We start from the raw sequence: 19,858 nt of genomic DNA, 5'->3' as shown, positions 1-19,858 counted from the left end.
GTGCAGGGGGTTCCGTTGAGGGTGAAGGAGGTGGGTTTGGCGGTGTTGCCGGTGTGGGTGGCTTGGAAGCCGAAGCCGCTGACGGTGCCGCCGTTGGGGTTGATCATTGCGTTGAAGCTGGCGTTGCGGGCGGTGATGTGGCCTGTGGTGGGGGTGTAGGTGGCGTTCCAGCCGGAGGTGATGGTTTGGCCGGTGGGCAGGGTGAAGGTCAGTGTCCAGCCGTTGATGGGGGTGGTGCTGGTGTTGGTGAAGGTGGATGTCAGGCCGGTGTTCCAGGCGTTGAGGTCGTCGCGGACGGTGCAGCCACCCGGCGGCGGGTTACCGGTCGTCGTCGTGGTCGTGGTCGAGGTCGGCGTGGTGGTGGTTGTCGTGGTGGTCGAGGTGGGCGGGCCGTCGGACAGGGTCGGCGTCGTCCAGTCCCGCCACTCGGCCAGGTTGCCGGCCTTGCGGCTCGAGATCCGGAACGTGCCGGCGGCGGTGCCGGTCTTGAGCAGGAACTTCTGGATGTTCTGCTGCAACGGGGTCCGCCATTCGGGGCGCGCGGCGCAGTGCGTGCCGTCCTGGACGTCGGACCAGTAGGTGATGTTGTCCAGCGCGCCGAGCGCCCGGTAGACCTCGGCTCCGCCGAGGGCCGCGACGCTGCCGGACCTGGCGGCCAGCCAGTCGATGTGCGGGTTCTCCATGATGAGCAGCCCGCGCGGCGCGACCATGCCCACCATTTCGTGGGTGTCCACCGGCAGCGTGGTCGGGTTGCCGGTGAACGAGCCGAACGCGTCACCCAACCATGGCTGCTCGCCGTATGCGCTGCTCAGCGGCTGGGCGCCGCTTTCGCCGGGAATTCCGCGGAAGATCGGAGCGCCGGCGCTGCCCGACTCGATCGGCATGGTCAGCGCGATGCGCTGGTCGAACACGCCGATGGCGAAGGCGCCCTTGCCGTACCGGGAGCATCCCGTGACGCCAAGCGCGTCCGCCCTGACAACGTTGCCGCCCGACTGCTCGATGACGTCGATGATCCGGCTCACGCCCCAGGCCCAGGCGGCCAGCAGCCCGGTGCTGCTCGAGGAGCCGTAGATGGTGTAGAACGCGCCCTGCTTGTTGTTCCGGGGCGTGCCCTCGCGGCCGACCGCGAGCGGGTCGTAGTTGATGATGGCGGCACCGCTGGCTCGGATGGTGGCCGTGTCCGCCCCGAACCCGCCCACCACGACGACGGCCGGGAACGGTCCGGAACCGCTCGGCAGCTGCACGCCCGCCGAGAAGCTGGCGGTGCGGCCGTTGTGCGTGACGTTCACGGTGATGCTCGTGCTCGAGACCGTTCCCGTGACGCTTGCCGGCTTGGCGGGCTTGTCGCCGTAGACGAACCGCTCCGCCAACTCCCTGATCTCGGCCCGCCGGCACCGCCACTCCGACTTCGCGGCGATGCGCGTGCCGTTCAGTTTCCGGAAGGGGTCGGGAAGCCGGGAGTTGGCCGGCGACGAGCCGGGCACCGACACCGGGCAGTCGGCGCCGTCGTCCTCCACGGGCGCGGCCGCGAGGCCGGCACTGGCCAGGGCCGGCGCCGGATCGACCGTGGTGAGCGCCGTGGCGCCGGCGCCGACGACGGCGGCCGCGAGCGCGGCGGCCAGGACCGCCCTCCGGCTGGCAGCGAACGACATGGCTCCTCCTGACCTCGCCTCGCGGACTGGCGTGAAACATTTCAGAAAACTGTTGAAACGACTCTAGAACGATGCAGTACGAAGGGTCAAGCGTCAATCACGTTCCGTATTCACCCGGCGAGGTCGCTTATCTGCGAGTTACGGCGTGAGCGGTCGCGAGGTCAGGGGCGACCGGCACACGCCTGAAGCCAGTCGCCCGACCAGAACCGCCCAGCCGCTTCCGAAAGGTTCCGGAAGGCATCCGATTGCTTTCGGAGGTGTGGACCTCAGCTCGTGGTGCAGCTGGCCACGGTGATGCCGTCCGCGGCCTGGCCGTTGGCCACCAGGCCGAACGTCGCGCTTGCGGTCGGAGCGAGGGCGCCGTTGTGCCCGGCGTTGGTGACCGTCGTGCCGGTCAGCACCCCTTCCCACACGGTGGCGATCGTGCGGCCGGTCGCCACGGTCAGCCCGACGGCCCAGCCCCGGGTGGTGCTCGTGCCCGTGTTGGTCACCCTGACCTCACCCTGGAAGCCGCCGTCCCAGCTGTTCACCGTGCGGTAGGTGGCCGTGCAGCCCGAGCCGCCGCCGGTGCCCTGCTGGGTCGTGGCGGTCGCCGGCGCGGACGCCGCGGAGATGTTGCCCGCCGCGTCCCTCGCCCGGACGGTGTAGGTGTAGGTGGTGCTTGGCGACAGGCCGGTGTCGGTGTAGGTCGTGCCCGGCGCGGTGTTCACGATGGCGCCGTTGCGGAAGATCTGGTAACCGGTCACGCCGACGTTGTCGGTGGACGCGGTCCAGGACAGCGATACCGACGACGAGGTCGTCCCGGTCGCGGTCAGTCCGGTGGGGACGGTGGGGGCCGCGGTGTCGATCGGGCCGCCGCTGTAGCGCTCGGCAAGGCTGATGCCGGTGGTGCTGCCCGCGCCGCCGAGGCGGACCTGGTGGTCGAGACCGACGAACTTGTTGTTGAACTGCCACAGCGCCGGCTTGAGCAGGTTGTACTTGGTCTCGTCCCAGGTGCGCCAGTCGTCGAGCAGCAGGCCGCCGGTGTCGCCGGAGTTGGGGTTGAGCACCCAGAACGTCTGGTGCAGGCCCTCGTCGACGATCAGGTCGCGCAGCGCGGTCATCCACCGGTCCTGCCGCTCGTCCTGCCCGAGCCGCCCGCCCCACTCGCCGATCAGCAGCGGCGCGATGTTCTCCTCGTGGATGTAGAGCCAGTTCGGCCGCCACACGTCGGTGGTCAGGGTGGCCCTGGTGAACGGCACCTGGAACCAGGGCTGGTTGAACACCAGCGGTCCGTAGTCGTGCGGGGAGTAGACCAGCTGGTCCTGGTTGGCGCCGAGGTTGACCGGGTGGTCGCGGACGCCGCGCAGGTTGCCGCCCCACCAGTTGTAGAAGTAGTTCGGCGTCAGGTCCGGGTCGGTGTTGGGGGAGCTCCAGGTCTCGCCCGGCCGCGGGTAGACCTCGATGCCCTCGCACAGGATCAGCAGGTTCGGGTTGATCGCCAGGATGCGCCGGCCCGCGGTCTCGCAGGCGTGCTTGAAGTTGTCGGTGTCGGTGGTGGAGTCCCACTTGGCCCGCGGCGGCTGGTTCGGCGTGCCGTGCGGCTCGTTCTTGATGTCCATCGCGACGATCGTGTCGTTGTCGCGGTAGCGGGTCGTGACCCATTCCCAGGCCTGGTAGAACTGCTCGGACGTGATGGAGCCCTTGAACCACATCGGGTAGATGTGGCCGGAGTTGTCCGCCTCGGCGCTGTGCACGTCGAGCATCACCTTGATCCCGAACCGCTCGCACAGCGCGAGCCAGAAGTCCCAGATCTGCAGGTTGTTCATGTTCGCCAGCTCCGGGTTGGCGAACGTGTTGACGTTTGGCCGCGCCACCGTCTGGCCGTTGCGCCACTCAAGCAGCAGCTGGGTGGAGATCGGCACCCGGACGATGTTGATGCCGCGGTTGGCCATCGCCTGGGTCAACTCGGTGATGTTGGCCGACCACAGGCCGTGGAACACCCGCTCCGAGGCGTTGAAGCCGAACCAGTTCGCCCCGGACAGCAACACGCGGTTGCCTTCCTCGTCGACGATCCGGTTGCCCTGGACGTGCAACCAGTCCCGCTCCGGAACCGCCACCGCAGCGGACGGAAGCGCCACCACCACGGCCGCCGCCGCCACCGCCGCGGCAGCGAAGGCCACCCACCGCCGCCGACCTGAACCTGTGCGAGTCACCTGACCAACCCCCTGAACTGGGAAAATGGGAACCACGATTCTGGGAGCGCTCCCAGCACGTAGTGTATTCGCCAGTGTCCGTTTCGCAACATCCCTCAGCACGCAGCCCCACAAGTCCCGGCGTGTCTCGCGTCCGCGGAAGCATGTTCCGCGCCGGCGTCGTGCCGTCGTCCGCCCGGTGATCATGCGGCCACCGCGGGCGGCGGCGGTCAGGGTTGATTCGGTGGGGGTTGTCTGATCGGCCCGACTCAGTCGGTCTGGGTCTGCGGGCGGGTGTTGGCCGGCAGCCAGGTCGGTGGGTGGGTCGGGCGGGGTCGGGCGTGGTTGCGGCGGTGCTCGGCCCTGGCCGCCAGGTCGGCGGCGACCTCGGCGCCGGCTGATTCCCATGCTCGGCGTCTGGCTTCGGCGAAGTAGGTTCGGGGGTCGGCGAGGATGGCCGCGACCCGCTCGTCGCTGTCCGGGACGTCCAGATCGGCCATGCCACCACCTCACCGGTTCGAAGTGCGGCTGTTCTCTGTCGTACCGGTGTCGTGCGGCTCGGTCAACCGCCGCGCGGCCGTAGCTGCTACATCCGCAGGGCGGCGGCGAGCAGGTCGGCCAGCAACCGCACCAGGGTCGGATCCACCGTCGCCAGCTCACCCGGGTGCAGCGCGTCGACGGTGAGCATGCCGACAACTTCCTCCGGTGTGGCCACCGGACCGAGCAGCACCGTGCGGTACTCCGGGCTGCCGTCCCAGGAGAACGGCAGCGGCTCGCGGCGCGTGTCGTCGATGAACGTCCAGGCGCGCCGGCTGATCATGCGCAGGGCCGCGTCACCGGCGGGCTCGCCCTCGGTGAGCGTCACGGTGGGGGCGCCGGCCCGGCCGGCGAACCGCTCCGGCCGAAGCCGCCGCGGCCGGCCGGATTCGAGCTCGAAGAAGCAGACCCGCACCCGCTCCGCCCCGGCCAGCCCGGCGATCGTGGCCACCGTCAGCTGAACGGCCGCCCCGCGCAGCCGGGCCTTGTCCGCCCCCTTTGCCGTGGTCAACGCGCCCACCACGTGGACGAACGGGTCCAGCGCGTCTTCCAGGGTGATCCGCATGGCCGCCCGTGCGGCCTGTGCCGCGGCAACCGCATCGGCCCGAGCCTGGTTCGCGCGACGCTGCTGCCACAACGGCAGTCCGACCGCGACGCTGGTCAGCACCGCCCCGATCGCGATGAACGCGATCCGGACCGCGCCCGCCGCCTGGCCGGACAGCGCCCCCAGCACCCAGGCGGCCGTGGCCGCGAACGCGGCAACCGGGACCAGCCACGGCCACTGCCCGACCCGCCAACCCGCCACCACCGCACCCGGAACCGAGCCGGCGAGCCGGTTCCGGACCGTCTCACCCACCGCAACCACTGGATCCTCGTGGGTGACCACAACTCCAGCATGCCACCGCCCGACTAGCGGAGATGACACAATTTCGACAACACGTTCGAGCCGGCGGCGGTTGTCGAGAACGAGCGTCCCCAGGGGACGCGCGGCTGTGCCGATCGGGCTTGCCGGCGCGGCGGCCGGGGATCAGCCCGGTGGCGCGCCCTCGCGTCAGATACGGCCGAACCGGGGCTTCCTTGGGGGCCGAGTCAGGAATATGTTGTTGGCCGCCACAAATTGCCTCGCCGACGACACGAAACGGATCATGTGATGAGACGACGCACGTTGGCCACCACCCAGCGAATGTCCGGTGTGGTGTTACTACTGTCCGCCCTGGTGGCGGCGACCATGTCCGGCGGCGCGGCCGCCGACCCCCAGGCCGGCCCCGCGCTCTACCTGAACCCCCGCGCCCCGATCCCCGCAAGGGTGGAGGACCTGCTCCGCCGGATGACGCTGGCGGAGAAGATCGGCCAGATGGACCAGATCGTCACCGGCGCGCTGCGCGACAACGTCAACCCGCCGGACGGCAACTGCGACAACTCCGGCGGCAACAACGATCCCCTGCAGCCCAACTGCCTGGAAAACGTCCTGATCAAGAACTTCACCGGCTCGATCCTGGCCGGCGGCACCGACAACCCGGTCAGCAACACCGGCCGGGGCTGGGCCGAGTGGTACAACACGATCCAGCGGCACGCCATCGAACGCTCCCGGCTGCACATCCCGGTGATCTTCGGCGTGGACGCGGTGCACGGCTTCGGCCACCCGTTCGAGGCGCCGCTGTTCCCGCACTCCATCGGGATCGGCGCGACGTGGGATCCCGCGGCGGCCAGGGCCGGTGGTGAGGTCACCGCGCGCGCCCTCGCGGCCACCGGGTGGACCTGGAACTTCGCGCCGGTGCAGGACCTGCACCGGGACAACCGGTGGGGGCGCACCTACGAGACCTGGGCCGAGCAACCCGCGCTGGCCGCCGCGCTGGGTGCGGCGTACGTGAGCGGGCTGCAGGGCTCCGGCCGCGACGGGCTGCGGGCCGCCGCGACGGTCAAGCACTTCGCCGGGTACTCCCAGTCGATCAACGGGCACGACCGGGTCGAGGAGCAGCTGCCGATCCGGTACCTGCAGGACGTCTTCCTGCCGTCGTACGCGGGCGGCATCGACGCCAACGCCGCCACTGTCATGGTCAACTCCGGCTCGATCAACAACGTGCCGGCGACCGCGTCGCACTTCCTGCTCACCACGCTGCTGCGCGAGCGGATGGGCTTCAAGGGCGTCGTCATCAGCGACTTCGGCGACGTCGGGGCACTGGCCAGCGCCTACCACATCGCCCCCGACTTCCCCGGCGCCATCGCCAAGGCGGTCAACGCCGGCATCGACGTGTCGATGACGCCGTTCGACTACGCCGGTTGGCAGGCCGGGCTGGCCCAGAAGGTGCGCGAGGGCGTGGTGTCCGAGGAGCGGATCAACCAGTCGGTGCGCCGGATCCTGCGGCTGAAGTTCGAGCTGGGCCTGTTCGAGCACCCGTTCGTCGACGAGAGCAGGGCCGACGCGGCCGTCAAGGCCGGCAGGGACGCCACGCTCAGGGCCGCGCAGCAGTCGATCACCTTGCTGCGCAACCAGAACAACCTGCTGCCGCTGCCGGCCGGCGCGAAGCTGGTCGTCACCGGGCCAAGCGCGGACTCCATGACCAACCAGCTCGGCGGCTGGAGCGTGAGCTGGCAGGGTGTCTTCGGCGCCGGGCACGTCTGCTGCATGGGACCGCCCGACCAGATCCCGCCCGGTACCACTGTCCTTAAAGGACTGCAGGCCGCCACGCCGAACGTCGTCCACGCACCCGACCAGGCCAGCGCGGTGGCCGCGGCCCCCGGCGCGGACGCGATCGTCGTCGCGGTCGGCGAGAAGGCCTACGCCGAAGGGCTCGGCGACAACCCGGCGCCCCAGCTGCCCGCCGACCAGAAGGCGCTCATCGCCGCGCTACAGGCGACCGGCAAGCCGGTCATCGTCGTGGTGATCGCCGGTCGGCCGCTCGGCCTCGGCCCCGGCCGGGACGCGGCCGGCCTGCTGATGGCCTACCAGGGCAGCACGGAGGCGGGCGCAGCGGTCGCCGACGTGATCTTCGGCAGGGTGAACCCAAGCGGCCGGCTCCCGGTGAGCTGGCCGTCCGAAGCGGACGCACCCGGCGGCGACTTCTGCGGCAACTGCCCGTCCCCGATCGGCGACCAGCCGAAGTTCTTCGACCAGTTGCCCAGCACCGCCTCCGGGCAGGGAAACGCGTACAACCCGTTGTTCCCCTTCGGGTTCGGGCTCAGCTACACCACGTTCGAGACGAGCAACCTGTCGGTCGCCGGCACGGTCGGGCGCAACGGCACCGTGGACGTCTCGGTGACGGTGCGCAACACCGGCAGCCGCGCGGGAACCCAGGTGGTCCCGGTCTACGTGCGCCAGCCGGTCAGCCGCATCGTCGTGCCGCCGCAGCGGCTGGTGGCCTTCACCAGGGTCACGCTCGACCCCGGACAGTCGCAGACCGTGCGCATGTCCTTCCCGGTGTCCACACTGGCCGTGACCGGAGGTGACATCGACGCAACCGGCCCGCGGCAGGTCGAACCCGGTTCCTACCAAGCGGTGGTGGAGAACCTGACGGCCGGCTTCACTGTCCGATGAGGGACTCGGGTGCCGGTGGCCGGTCGTGATCGTCCACCGGCACCCGCCTGTCGGCTGGTGGAAACCGGGTCCTCATCCGCCGGGGGCGGGTACCGGGGATCGCCCGCTTCGGCCGGTGGTGCGGAGTGGCTTGGTCAGGCGGCGCAGGAGTGGGGTGAGGAGGGGGCGGCGTCGCGGGGGGTCGTCGGGGAGCACCGGCGCGTCCGGGCGGGCGGACATGGCCTGGGCACGAACGTTTTCGAGCCCGGTGCCGGGAATGAATATACACATGGTCGGTCAGCTCATTCCTCGTCGTCGGATGAGGTGCAACGCCGGCGAGGTACCTCGTCGATATCGACCGTAGTACGGCTCGGCTCAATAGTCGGTAGAGAGCCGGTATTGTGCCTTTCTCGGGGTTGACCCATGAGAAACGCATGGGCCAAGCCATGAGGCGGGCACTGGCTTCGTGCGACCCATTCCACGCAAAATTGGGTATATGCAAGGGATGGGCCAAGTGCAGCCGTGGTTTATGTTGTCGCCTGATTGTCTTGCGCGGTTCGGGCGGATCTGCGTGACGGGTGGGGCCGGTTTCGTGGGCCGCCATCTCGTGCGGGCGCTGGTGGGTTTGAACCATCCGGTGCGCGTTCTCGATATCGCTCCGACCTGCGCCGAGGTGCCGGATGGTGCGACCTACTTGCAGGTGGACCTGCGGGACCGGGTCGCCACGCTGGCCGCCATCGAGGGAGCTGACCTCGTTTTTCATCTTGCCGGCAATGCCAACGGAACGCGCTCGGTCACCGATCCCTGGTTCGACTTCGAGTCCAATGCGGTGGCGACCTTCAATGTCGCCGAGGCCTGCGCGTCGTCGGAGGCCCGACTGGTGTACCTGTCGTCGGCCTGCGTATACGGAATTCCGCGAGCCACGCCGATGGACGAGAACCATCCAACCGAGCCATTTCTACCCTACGGCGCGTCGAAGCTGGCCGGGGAGCACGTGATCCGTGCCCTGGTCGGGGCGTGGCGGCTGTCCGCGGTGATCGGCCGGTCGTTCGTCGTGTACGGACCCGGGGAAAATCCGCGAACCGCCGGCGGTGAGGTTTCCCAGTTCCTGCGCTGGCACCTCAACGAGCTGCCGATTCCGGTGGCCGGTGACATCGACGCCAAAACCCGGGACTTCGTCCACGTGCACGACCTGGTCGCCGCGCTGCTGCTGCTCGCGGCCGGGACCGAGGACGGTGAGGTGGTCAATATCGGTTCCGGCGCGGAAACCTCGATGCGCCAGCTGGCCGACGTGGTCGGTCAGGCCACCGGCTATCCGGCCGAGCTGGCCGCGGATCCGCGCGTCCTCGACGACAGCTACCGGTTGGTTGCGGACATCTCGCGGTTGCGGGCCTTGGGTTTCCAGCCCTGCTACCCGCTTTCGGCCGGGGTGACCGCGCTGGCCGCCGAGCTGGGGCCGAGGCCGGAGCTGCCGACGGTCGCCGCGGCCGCCTTCCGCCGCGAGCAGCTGGTCCCCGCGGAGGTCTGAGGACATGCTTGCCATCAACGGAGGAACCGCAGTTGTCCGGCCGGGCACGGTGGCGCCATGGCCGGTCGTCACCGACGACGACCGGCGGGCGGTCCTGCGCGCGCTCGATCTGGGCACGCCGTGGCGCTGGCCGATCGAACCGGTGGTCGAGCTGGAGCGGGCATGGGCGCGGTTCACCGGCATGCCGCACGTGCTCGCGGCCAACTCCGGCACGGCGGCGCTGCACATGTGCGTCGCCGCCTGCGACGTGGAACCCGGCGACGAGGTCATCGTGCCGGCGGACACGTTCCTGGCCTCCGCCTCGTGCGTCCTGCAGGCCAACGCCATCCCGGTCTTCGTCGACGTCGACCCGGTCACGTACACCATCGACCCGGCCAAGGTCGAGGAGCGGATCACCGACCGCACCAAGGCGGTCATCGCCGTCGACCTCAACGGCCTGCCCGCCGACTACGACCCGCTGCGCGGGGTCACCCGCCGGCACGGCCTCGCGCTGATCGAGGACGGCGCGCAGGCTCACGGCGCGACCTACAAGGGCCGGCCGGTCGGGTCGCTCGGGGATGCCGCCGGATGCAGTCTCAACGGTTCCAAGCCGCTGTCTGCGTTGGGGGAGGGCGGGCTGTTCAGCACGGACGACGAGCGCCGGCGCGACCACGCGGCCCGGGTGCTGATGTTCGGTGAGGACGAGGGGCGCGGTCGGGGCGGCCGCGACTACAACTCGCGGCTCATGGGCTGGAACTACCGGATGGACCTGCTTGCGGCCGCCTTCGCCACCTCCCAGCTCGAGCGGCTGCCCGAGCTGACCGAGCGGCGCCGCGCCAACGGCGACCACCTCAGCGCGGTGCTCGCCGGGCTACCTGGCATCCGGACGCCGGTCGTGCCCGACTACGCCACCCACGTGTACTTCTTCTACCCGATCATGGTCGAGCCCGAGGCCCTCGACCTGCCGGACGTCTCGGTGGAGGCGTTTCGGGTGGCCCTCAAGAAGGCGATGGCCGCGGAGGGCGTGCTCATGCAGGAGTGGCAGCCCCGTCCGGTGCCGGCGCAGACCCTGTTCCAGGAGCAGCGCGGCTACGGCCGAGGCTGTCCGTGGACCTGCGGCCATGCCCGGCCGGGAGTCCGGTACGAGGCCGATGACTACCCGGTCGCCGCCGACATCTGCCGCAGGCGGTTGGTGCTCGGCCAGACCTTCAGCTCGCTGGCGCCGCCCAACGACACCGCCCTGATGGACCGGTACGGCGAGGCCTTCCACAAAGTGCTCGTCGAGCACCGGCCGGAGCTGTACGCGCTGGCGAAGACGGAGCAGGCGGCCAGGTGAACCCGCTGCACCGCCGCGCGCGGATCGCCGTGATGGCCGTGTTCTTCGTGACCGGCGCGACGTTCGCGACGTGGGCGTCCCGGGTTCCCGCGGCGCGGGACCGGCTGGCCCTGTCCGACGGCGAGCTGGCCATCGGGCTGCTCGGCCTGTCGGCCGGTGCGGTCCTCGGCCTGCTCGCCGCCGGCGCGGTGACCGTCCGGCTGGGCAGCCGGGCGGCGTCGGCCGTCGGGCTGGTCGTGATGTGCGGGTCGCTGTCGTTGATCACGCTCGTGCCCGGTCTCGCCGGGCTGGCCGTGGTCCTGTTCGTGCTGGGCGCCGGCAACAGCGTGCTCGACGTCGCGACCAACGTGCAGGCCGCGGTGGTGGAGCGGGCGTACGGGCGGCCGATCTTCGGCGGCTTTCACGCCTTCTGGAGCCTGGGTGGCCTCGCCGGGGCGGCCATCGGCGCCGCGGCCGCCGGGGCGGGTGTCGGGGTGGCCGGGCACTTCACGGCGATCGGCGCCGCGATGCTGCTCGGCGGGCTGGCGGGGTGCTCCCGATACCTGCCCGACCCGGCCGGCCGGGATGGCGCGCGCCGCCGCCCCACCGCATTCGCGCTGCCGGACCGGGCCCTGCTGGCGTTGGGCCTGATCGGGTTCTGCGCGTTCATGGCCGAGGGAACGGTCAACGACTGGGCCGCGCTCTACCTGACCCGGGTGGCACACGCCGGTGAGGGCACGGCGGCGCTGGCGTACTTCGGTTTCTCGATCGCGATGGTGGCCGGCCGGCTGGTCGCCGATCGGGTGGTGGTTCGGACCGGCCCGGCCCGGTTCGTCCGGCTGGCCGCCGGGGTCTCCACCGGGGGCATCACCCTTGGCCTCGTGCTGACGTCGCCCGCGGCCGGGCTGGTCGGGTTCGCGTTGCTGGGCCTGGGCCTTGCCGGCACGGTTCCGGTGATCTTCAGCGCCGCCTGCCGGGTGCGGCCCGAGTCCACCGGCACCGCGATCGCGGCCGTCGCGACCCTTGGCTACCTCGGTTTCCTGGTCGGTCCGGTGGTGATCGGCGGGCTTGCCGAGCTCCTCGGCCTACGCCTCGCACTGGCCGTCACCGTGGTGCTGACCGCGACGATGGGGGCGCTCGTTCCGCACGCCGGCGACGTCGAAGCCGGGCGACCCAGGTCCCGCAGCGGGGTGCGGTAGGTCTCCCTGGCGGTCATGGCCGCGAGGCTGGCGATCGCGCACGCGCCGGCGGTGAGGATGGCCGCCGGAGCCCAGTCGCCGCCGGCCCGGCCGACCCAGTAGTTGGACAGCGCCGGCGCGAAGCCGGCGAGGATCAGGCCGATCTGCAGTCCGACGGCCATGCCGCTGTACCGGACCCGCGCGTGGAACATCTCGGCGAAGAAGGCCGGATACGTCGCGTTCGTGGCGCTGAAAAACACCGAGATGGACAGGAATATCCCGAGGTACATCAGCGGAATGTCGGCCGCGGCGACCGCGTGGAAGAACAGCGGGCAGAACACGGCGACGCCGACGTTGCCGAGAACGAACACGGGCTTGCGGCCGATTCGGTCGGACAAAAGCGCGAAAAGGGGTTGGAAGATCAGCGCTCCGGCATAGCCGAAAATAACCACCCACAGCATGGTCACGGTGTCGATCCCGACCGTCTTCGTCGCGTACGACAATCCCCAGACCGGAATCGTGCTCGACGCGACGACCAGCAGCGCGCAGAACACGACCCGGACCGTGTCGACCCCGTGGGTGCGGATCAGCTCGGTCAGCGGAATGCGGGCCGCGTTGCCCGGCCGGCGCTCCACCTCGGCGAACGCCGCCGGCTCGACCAGCGTCACGCGGACCACGAACGCCACCGCGACGATGAGCAGGCTCGACCAGAACGGCACCCGCCAGCCCCATGCCAGCAGCGTGCCCTCGGGCAGGTTCGAGATCGGGATGAACACCAGGCTCGCCAGGATGAACCCCGCCTGAATGCCGTTGACCGTCCAGCACGTGAAGAACGCGCGCCGGCCGGGCGGCGCGTGCTCGAGGGTCAGCGCCGTGGCGCCCGCGGCCTCCCCGCCGACCGCGATGCCCTGCAGGAACCGGCAGGCCACCAGCAACACGGGCGCGAGGTCGCCGGCGGACTGGTAGCTCGGCAGGCAGCCGACGGTGACCGTGGCCGCGCCCATCAGCAGCAGCGACGCCAGCAGGGCGGTCCGGCGGCCGAACTTGTCGCCGACATGGCCGAGGATCACCGCGCCGAGCGGGCGCGCGACATAGGCGATGCCGAAGGTGGACAAGGACAGCAGCAGCGCCAGGTCGCCGGCGTCGGGAAAGAATATCCGGTCGAAGATCAGCGCCGCGGCCGACGCGTAGATATAGAGATCGTAGTATTCCAACAACGCGCCCAGAAAGCTGGCGACGGCGGCGCGGGTGCTCTGGTTCGCCGCCCGGGCGGGGGTGCGCGGGCGGGTCGAAGTCGTTGCCATGTCATGAACCTCCTAACTCGCCGCGCTCAGCGCCGCGCCGCCCCACCGGCGCCACGGTCGAGACCAGTGGATCCGGTAACCGTTGCGGCGCAACGCGGCGACGGTCCGCGGGACGTCCCGGTCCCACCGGTGGCGCCACACGGTCAGCAGGCGGTCGACCGGATCCGGCAGCGGTGCGCGCCGGGAATCCGACTCGAGCCGCCACCGCGGCACGAATCCTGGAACGCCCACAAAGGACAGTGCGGACAGCTGGATGTCGTAGACGTGCCGGGTCACCGCATGGTCCCGCCGGTCGGCGTCGACCATCACAAGGCGGCACGGGCCGGACGGGGCGGGCCGGCAGCCGGGCAAGGTCGCTGCGTCCCAGGCGACCACCACGCGGGTGGCGCCGAGGACGGCGGGCAGCACACCCAGGCCGGCGACCGCGGTGGTCGGGTCGTCGCCGCGGGGGCGTCGGGACAGCACGACGTGACCGGCGTACGGGTGTTCGCAGTCCTCGACCAGCATGTGGACCTGGGGGAGCGGGGGAGAGCCGGTCCACCGCAACGACCGGTCCGCCGCGGCGAGGATCGACGAACGGATCTCCGCCACCGTGCGTGGAGCTCTCATCGCCCCGGCAGCGGGGGGTCCTGCAGTGCGTCGGCGCCCGCCAGCACCTCGGCCGGGCCGCAGGCCGCCGAGACCACCCCGAGCACGGCGCGCAGCAGCACGCGGGCCACCATCGGATCGATCGCCCCGGCCAGGTGCGGAACGCTGGTGCGCACCGAGACCCGGTACACCACAAGGCATCCCGAGCCGTGCGGCTCGACGGCGTAGCCGCCAGACAGGTCCACGAAGTCGCCGTCGACCTGCTCGAAGTCGACCCGCAACCGGTCCGGGTCGGGCACGTCCCGCTGGGTCCAGCGGACCAGGCCGCCGCGGAACCCGGCCACCCAGCGGCTCGTGCCGCCGTCGACGGCGACGGACAGGATGTCGCCGGCGTAGCGGGGAAACCGGTCGTACCGGCGCAGGGTGGCGAACACCTCACCGGCCGGTTGCGGCGTCGCGAGCTGGATGGCGTGGTCGGTCATCGGGAACCCCCGGTCGGGGCGCCCGCGGACACCACGTTGACTCCCTGCAGCCGGGATGTCCGCAGCATCAGGTAGTTCGCCTCGCCGAACACCCCGCCGGTCAACCCGGTGCCGCCGTGGGTGGGCAGGAACGGGCGGAACGCCGAGTGCGAGTCGTTGACGTTGACCACCCCGCAGCCGGTGACCTCGCCGACGACCCGGTCGATCACCCGCTCGTCGTTGGTCCAGAAGGAGTTCCGCAGCCCGTAGGCGTTGCCGGCGACGAACGCGAGCACCCGGTCGAGCAGCGCGTCGTCCGAACCGGCCGGCTCCGGCACGACGACCGGGACCAGCGGCGAGAAGGTCTCGTTGCGCACCGCGTCCACCGTCGCGGCCAGCTCGAGCCCGTCGACGCGCAGCACGGTCGGCTCGACGAACAGGCCGGTCTCGGACACGCTGCCGTCCACCTCCAGCCGCCGGCCGCCGTGCCGCAGCGTCGCCCCCTTGGCCACGGCGTCGGTCAGGTCGGCGAAGAACTGGCCGGCCATCAGCACCGGGGTGAGCACGACGCCGGGCTCGTCCGGGTAACCCGGCTTCGTGCCGGCGGCGCAGCGCACCAACCGGTCCAGCAACTCGTCGGCGATCTCCGGGTGCGCCACGACCTGGTTGGGGATGTTGCAGATCTGGCCGGACTGCCGGAAGTTCTCGGTGATCGCGTGCACCGCGCCGGTGAGGTCGGCGTCGCGCCAGACCACCACGCAGTCGTTGCCGGCGAGCTCGAGGATCGGCTTCTTGCCGGCCGCCACCGCGGCGCGTTCGAACGCCAGCCCCTTGGCGCTGCTTCCGATGTAGACGATGTCGTCGACGTCGGGGCTGGCCAACCAGTCGTCCATCATCGGCGGGCCGCAGACGATGTTGAGCGTGCCCGGCGGAGCCCCGAGCTCCTCGAGCACCGGCACGACCACCTCGCGCAGCGCGTACGTGGTGGCGAGGGGGACGCTGCGCGGCGCGCGGATCACCGCCGTGTTCCCGGCGAGCAGGGCGGTCACGCCGAACAAGGCGTTGGGCGTCGAGGCGTTCTGCGGCGGGTTGACGCAGACCACGCCGTCGGGAACCCGGCGCACGATCGACCGGCGGCCCGCGGTGTCCCGGACGAACTCCATCTGTTCTGCGCACCAGGCCAAGGTTTCCGGGCTGAAGTCGGCGCGCTCGTACTCGTCGAGGCAGGGGCCGGCCAGCGAGCGTGGCTGTCCCTCGGCGACGAGGAGGTCGACGATGCGGTCGCGGCACTCGCGCAACCGCTCGCCGATCCGCACGCCCAGCTCGATCCGCGTGGCCAGCGGGACCCTGGCCCATTCCGGCGCGGCCGCCGCGGCCGCCTCGACGGCGTCGCGGATCATGTCCGAGTCGGCGAGGGCACATCCGCCGGCCACGGCCGCGCCGCCGTGCTCGGGGTCGACCCGGCCTTCGTCGAGGGCACGCTTGAGGGACAGGGCGGCGAAGGTGTCCTCGAGGATCGCCCGCACGGCAACGGTGTGCACGTACCGCCCGCGCGGATGCTCGACGTCCTTGCCGCCGATGTAGGCCGGCAGCATGATCGCGCTCATCGCCGCTCCCCGTCGCCGTCCGGCCGCGCGCCGGCCACCCGGTGCAGCGCGTCGCCGAGCAGGCCCGCGGCGACCGTGTTGCCGTCGGCCGGGTCGATCAGCAGGAACGCGCCGGTCGGCCGGCAGTCGGTGTAGTCGTCGATCGGCAGCGGGTCGGCCACCCGCAGGCGCACCTGGCCGATCGCCCCCGCCGGCAGCGTCTGGGGTTCCGGCGTCACCGCAAGGCTCTGCTCGTCGAACGTCGACACCAGACCGGTGATCAGGGCCTTGGTGGTCCGGGTGCCGTGCTTGAGCAGCAGCCGGCCGCTCGCCCGCAGGGGATCGTCGGCCAGCCAGCACACCGTGGCGTCCAGGTCGTCGGTGACCCGCGGCGGCCGGGCCGGCGACGCCAGCAGGTCGCCCCGGGACACGTCCACGTCGTCGCGCAGCACGATGGTCACCGCGGCGCCGGGGCCGGCGGACGGCACGGGGCCGTCCGGGGTGTCGATCCTCGCCACGGCGGCCGTTCGCCCCGCCGGCAGCACGACGATCTCGTCGCCTGCGGCGACCCGTCCGGCCGCCACCTGGCCGGCGTAGCCGCGGTAGCCGCTGGCGGCGTCGCGCACGGCGTACTGCACCGGCAGCCGGAACCCGACGTCACAGCCGCGCGGGTCGGGATCGACCGCCTCAAGGCGCTCGATCAGCGTCGGGCCGCCGTACCAGGGCGTGTTGTCGGACCGGGTGACGACGTTGTCGCCGGTCAGCGCGGAAAGCGGCACCGCGAGCAGCTCGTCGGCCCGGTACCCCAGCGCCAGCGCGTAGTCGAAAAGCTGCGCGCGGATCGACTCGTGCACGTCCTCGGCGAAGCCAACCAGGTCCAGCTTGTTGACCGCGAACGTGATCGTCGGCACGCCGAGCAGCGCCATGATCGTCAGGTGCCGCCGGGTCTGCGGGAGCATCCCCTTGCGCGCGTCGGCGAGCAGCACGGCGTGGTCGGCGGTGGAGGCGCCGGTGACCGTGTTGCGCAGGTACTGCACGTGACCCGGGGTGTCGGCGAGCACGAACGTCCGGCGCGGGGTGGCGAAGTACCGGTAGGCCACGTCGATCGTGATGCCCTGCTCGCGCTCGGCTCGCAGGCCGTCGACGAGCAGCGATAGGTCCGGGTCGGTCAGCCCGCGCTCGGCGCTGCTGCGCAGCACGGCCTCGAGCTGGTCGCTGAGCACCGACTTGGTGTCGTACAGCAACCGACCGACCAAAGTAGACTTTCCGTCGTCCACGCTGCCCGCGGTCACCAGTCGCAAAAGGTCTCCGGCCGCGCTTGTCCGCGATTCTGCGCGCTGTGTGGTCGTCTCGTGTGCCGCGGCATTACCCGGGCTCCGCCGTTCAGTCATCAGAAGTAGCCCTCCCGCTTGCGGTCCTCCATTGCCGCTTCGGAGAGCCGGTCGTCGGCCCGGCTCGCCCCGCGCTCGGTCAGCCGGCTGGTGGTGATCTCGTCGATGATGTCGGCCACGGTCGCGGCGTTCGACTCGACCGCCCCGGTGCACGTCCCGTCGCCGACCGTGCGGTACCGGACGACACGCTCGACGACCTCCTCGCCGGTGCGCGGGCCGCCCCACGGGCCGGACGTGAGGAGCATCCCGTCCCGCTGGAACACCTTGCGGGAGTGGGCGAAGTACAGCGAGGGCAGCTCGATGTCGTGCTGGGCGATGTACCGCCAGACGTCCAGCTCGGTCCAGTTGGAGATGGGGAACACGCGGACGTGCTCACCGGGCCGGTGCATGCCGTTGTAGAGGTTCCACAGCTCCACCCGCTGCCGCTTGGGATCCCACTGCCCGAACGCGTCGCGGATGCTGAACACCCGTTCCTTGGCCCGGGCCCGCTCCTCGTCGCGGCGCCCGCCACCGATGACCGCGTCGTACCGTTGCTCGGCAATGGTTTCCAGCAACGGCACCGTCTGCAGTGGATTGCGCATCCCGTCGGGCCGCTCCTGCAGCTGACCCCGGTCGATCCAGTCCTGGACGGCCGCGACCCGCAGCCGCAGGCCGAGCCGCTTCACCAGGTCGTCGCGGAACACCAGCACCTCGGGGAAGTTGTGCCCGGTGTCCACATGCAACAACTCCATCGGCGGTGGCGCCGGGGCGAAGGCGCGGACGGCGAGGTGGACCAGCACGGTGGAGTCCTTGCCGCCGGAGAACAGCAGGGCGATCCGGTCGAACTCCCCGGCCGCCTCGCGCAGCACGTGGATGGCCTCGGCCTCGAGCGCGGCGATGGTCGCGGTGGCCGCCCGCGTGGTGGCTGGGGCGCTCATCAGGCCACCTCCCGTCCGAACCGCTCGGCGCGGTTGAGGGCGTCGTCGATGGCCGAAAGGCACCCGTCCACGCTCATGGTCGACGTGTCGACCCGGACATCCGGGCTGTCCGGGACCTCGTAGTTGTCGCCGTAGCCGGTGAGCCCGGTGATCTCGCCCCGCCGCGCGCTCGCGTAGAGCCCCTTGACGTCCCGGCTCGCGCACACCTCGACGGGCGCATGCACGTGCACCTCGACGAAGTTGAGGCCGCGCGCCTCGTGCTCGCTGCGGACCTCGGCCCGGGACTCGCTGTACGGCGCGATCACCGAGGCGATCACCAGCACGTCGTGCGCGGCCAGCATGGTGGCCAGCCGTCCGATCCGCCGGATGTTCTCCATCCGGTCCGCCTTGCCGTAGCCGAGCTCCGGGAACAGGTCGCGGCGGAGCTGGTCCCCGTCGAGGTGCTCGACGGCCCGGTGCGGCCGGTAACGCTCGGCGAGCGCGCGGCCAAGCGTGGATTTCCCGGAGCTCGGCAGCCCGGTCAGCCACAGCGTGGTGGTCATCGCCTTTTCTCCTTCCCTGGCCCTCACGGGGCGTACTCGCGGCCGAGCAGCCGGCGCGCCACGGCAAGCTTCGTGGCGTTCTCGGTTCCGTCGGCGATCTGCAGGCCGATCGCGTCGCGCAGCCTGCGCTCGATCGGCTCGGCGGTGCTCCACCCGCGGTGGCCGAGGGTCAGCAACGCCTGCTGGATGGCGTCCACCCCGACCCGCGGCGCCCACCACTTGGCCATGTTCGCCTCGGTGCGGTGGTCGAGCCCCATGTCCTTGCGCCACAACGCCTCGTAGGCCAGCAGGCGGGCCGCCCGGACCCGGGTGGCGTGCTCGACGAGCGGGAATGCCACCCCCTGGTGCCGGCCGAGCGGGACACCGAAGGTGATCCGCCGGCGGGCGTACTCCATCGCCTCCTCGAGCGACACCCCGGCCGCCGCCACCGCCATGAGCGCGATGAGCGCGCGTGAATAGTCGAACCCGCGCATCACCCCGGCGAAGCCGGTGCCGAGCGAGCCGACGATGTCGCCTGGCCAGACCGGGCAGACGGCGAACCGCAGGGTGGCCCGCCCGCCGGCACGCAGGCCGAGGTCCTGCAGCGGCTCGCGGTGCACCTCGGGCCGCTGCAGCCGGGTGTAGAAGGCCGTGATGCCGCTGGCGCCCGGCCCGCCGGTGCGGGCGAACACCAGGCCGTGGGTGGCGAACGCGCCGAGCATGATGGAGGTCTTCGTGCCGTTGAGCAGCCAGCGGCTGCCGTCGGCGTCGGCACGCAGCTCGATCGCCGCCGCGTCGGTGCCGTGGTCGGGCTCGGTGAGGCACAGGGCAACGACCGCCTCGCCGGCCGCGATCGGCGGCAACCAGTCGGCGCGCTGCCGCTCGGTGCCGGTGCGCTCGATGATCCCGCCGATCAGCGCCGCGTTGAGGACCAGGAGGCTGGCGGTCAGGTCGACCTTGGCCAGCTCCTCGATGGCGATCCCGACGGCCACGGCGCCCTGGCCGCTGCCGCCGTGCTCATGGCCGATGCCCAACCCGAACAGGCCCGCCCTGGCCAGCTCGCCGACCATGGACGGCGGGAACCGCCCGGTCCGGTCGTGCTCGCGCGCGGCCGGCGCGACCTGGTCGGCGACGAACCCGCGGACCTTCTCGGCCAGCGCCTGCTGCTCGTCGGAGAACTGGAACTCCACTTTCCACCTCGCTTCCGCACGGC

General features: G+C 71.3%; 15 protein-coding genes and 1 pseudogene. 4 read left to right on the top strand and 12 right to left on the bottom strand.

What is annotated here, in order from left to right:
* From VGX25_RS28615 to VGX25_RS28600, 4 genes are all read right to left on the bottom strand, one after another.
* Positions 1-1,652, bottom strand: a 1,652-nt coding sequence (locus VGX25_RS28615) for a cellulose binding domain-containing protein (protein ID WP_326921031.1), incomplete at its 3' end; no start/stop codon positions are given.
* 266 nt (positions 1,653-1,918) lie between these two features.
* Positions 1,919-3,814, bottom strand: coding sequence for a cellulase family glycosylhydrolase (locus VGX25_RS28610; RefSeq protein WP_326921030.1), 1,896 nt, complete (start codon positions 3,812-3,814; stop codon positions 1,919-1,921).
* Between the two features lie 281 nt (positions 3,815-4,095).
* Positions 4,096-4,326, bottom strand: a complete 231-nt coding sequence (locus tag VGX25_RS28605) for a hypothetical protein (RefSeq protein ID WP_326921029.1) — start codon at positions 4,324-4,326, stop codon at positions 4,096-4,098.
* 86 nt (positions 4,327-4,412) lie between these two features.
* Positions 4,413-5,219 carry a hypothetical protein gene (locus VGX25_RS28600; protein ID WP_326921028.1) on the bottom strand — a complete coding sequence of 269 codons (807 nt, stop codon included), beginning with the start codon at positions 5,217-5,219 and terminating at the stop codon, positions 4,413-4,415.
* 294 nt (positions 5,220-5,513) lie between these two features.
* On the opposite strand from VGX25_RS28600, the gene VGX25_RS28595 reads away from it, so the two are divergent.
* The 4 genes from VGX25_RS28595 (at position 5,514) to VGX25_RS28580 (ending at position 11,898) form a co-directional block, all read left to right on the top strand.
* Positions 5,514-7,898, top strand: a complete 2,385-nt coding sequence (locus tag VGX25_RS28595) for a glycoside hydrolase family 3 N-terminal domain-containing protein (protein WP_326921027.1) — start codon at positions 5,514-5,516, stop codon at positions 7,896-7,898.
* A 475-nt stretch (positions 7,899-8,373) separates the two neighbouring features.
* Positions 8,374-9,405, top strand: a complete 1,032-nt coding sequence (locus VGX25_RS28590; protein WP_326921026.1) for an NAD-dependent epimerase/dehydratase family protein — start codon at positions 8,374-8,376, stop codon at positions 9,403-9,405.
* Between the two features lie 4 nt (positions 9,406-9,409).
* Complete coding sequence (locus VGX25_RS28585) at positions 9,410-10,720, top strand: DegT/DnrJ/EryC1/StrS family aminotransferase (RefSeq protein WP_326921025.1); 1,311 nt, start codon at positions 9,410-9,412, stop codon at positions 10,718-10,720.
* Positions 10,717-11,898, top strand: a complete 1,182-nt coding sequence (locus tag VGX25_RS28580; protein ID WP_326921024.1) for an MFS transporter — start codon at positions 10,717-10,719, stop codon at positions 11,896-11,898. Before VGX25_RS28585 ends, VGX25_RS28580 begins: the two co-directional genes overlap by 4 nt.
* A 23-nt stretch (positions 11,899-11,921) precedes the next feature.
* On the opposite strand, the pseudogene VGX25_RS28575 reads toward VGX25_RS28580, so the two are convergent.
* The 8 genes and pseudogenes from VGX25_RS28575 to VGX25_RS28540 all read right to left on the bottom strand — a co-directional run.
* A pseudogene (locus VGX25_RS28575) lies at positions 11,922-13,181 on the bottom strand (MFS transporter); the annotation flags it as partial.
* Between the two features lie 12 nt (positions 13,182-13,193).
* The gene (locus VGX25_RS28570) at positions 13,194-13,772 is read right to left on the bottom strand and encodes a hypothetical protein (RefSeq protein WP_326921023.1); all 579 of its coding nucleotides are present in this window, start codon (positions 13,770-13,772) and stop codon (positions 13,194-13,196) included.
* Between the two features lie 14 nt (positions 13,773-13,786).
* A complete protein-coding gene (locus VGX25_RS28565) occupies positions 13,787-14,251 on the bottom strand; it encodes a type II toxin-antitoxin system RatA family toxin (RefSeq protein WP_326921022.1) in 465 nt (154 codons plus the stop codon).
* On the bottom strand, positions 14,248-15,837 hold the full coding sequence (locus VGX25_RS28560; RefSeq protein ID WP_326921021.1) for an aldehyde dehydrogenase: 1,590 nt from the start codon (positions 15,835-15,837) through the stop codon (positions 14,248-14,250). Before VGX25_RS28560 ends, VGX25_RS28565 begins: the two co-directional genes overlap by 4 nt.
* Entirely contained in the window at positions 15,834-17,108 is a 1,275-nt protein-coding gene (locus VGX25_RS28555; RefSeq protein ID WP_414636008.1) for a sulfate adenylyltransferase subunit 1, read from the bottom strand. The genes VGX25_RS28560 and VGX25_RS28555 overlap by 4 nt, the downstream gene beginning before the upstream one ends.
* Before the next feature lie 98 nt (positions 17,109-17,206).
* Positions 17,207-18,124, bottom strand: coding sequence for a sulfate adenylyltransferase subunit CysD (gene cysD / locus VGX25_RS28550; RefSeq protein WP_326921019.1), 918 nt, complete (start codon positions 18,122-18,124; stop codon positions 17,207-17,209).
* The gene (gene cysC, locus VGX25_RS28545; RefSeq protein WP_326921018.1) at positions 18,124-18,666 is read right to left on the bottom strand and encodes an adenylyl-sulfate kinase; all 543 of its coding nucleotides are present in this window, start codon (positions 18,664-18,666) and stop codon (positions 18,124-18,126) included. Before cysC ends, cysD begins: the two co-directional genes overlap by 1 nt.
* A gap of 23 nt (positions 18,667-18,689) precedes the next feature.
* Positions 18,690-19,835: an acyl-CoA dehydrogenase family protein gene (locus tag VGX25_RS28540; protein ID WP_326921017.1), complete on the bottom strand. Its 1,146-nt coding sequence runs from the start codon at positions 19,833-19,835 to the stop codon at positions 18,690-18,692.
* Positions 19,836-19,858: the final 23 nt, after the last annotated feature.

Source organism: Actinophytocola sp., from assembly GCF_035942955.1.
Taxonomy (GTDB): Bacteria; Actinomycetota; Actinomycetes; order Mycobacteriales; family Pseudonocardiaceae; genus DASYTH01.
This window is presented reverse-complemented; position numbering and strand designations above follow the sequence as displayed.

Coding starts and splice junctions, on each gene's coding strand:
- VGX25_RS28605 (WP_326921029.1), bottom strand. CDS start 4,326: ATGGCCGATCTGGACGTCCCGGACAGCGACGAGCGGGTCGCGGCCATC.
- VGX25_RS28595 (WP_326921027.1), top strand. CDS start 5,514: ATGAGACGACGCACGTTGGCCACCACCCAGCGAATGTCCGGTGTGGTG.
- VGX25_RS28590 (WP_326921026.1), top strand. CDS start 8,374: ATGCAAGGGATGGGCCAAGTGCAGCCGTGGTTTATGTTGTCGCCTGAT.
- VGX25_RS28585 (WP_326921025.1), top strand. CDS start 9,410: ATGCTTGCCATCAACGGAGGAACCGCAGTTGTCCGGCCGGGCACGGTG.
- VGX25_RS28565 (WP_326921022.1), bottom strand. CDS start 14,251: ATGACCGACCACGCCATCCAGCTCGCGACGCCGCAACCGGCCGGTGAG.
- VGX25_RS28560 (WP_326921021.1), bottom strand. CDS start 15,837: ATGAGCGCGATCATGCTGCCGGCCTACATCGGCGGCAAGGACGTCGAG.
- cysD (WP_326921019.1), bottom strand. CDS start 18,124: ATGAGCGCCCCAGCCACCACGCGGGCGGCCACCGCGACCATCGCCGCG.
- cysC (WP_326921018.1), bottom strand. CDS start 18,666: ATGACCACCACGCTGTGGCTGACCGGGCTGCCGAGCTCCGGGAAATCC.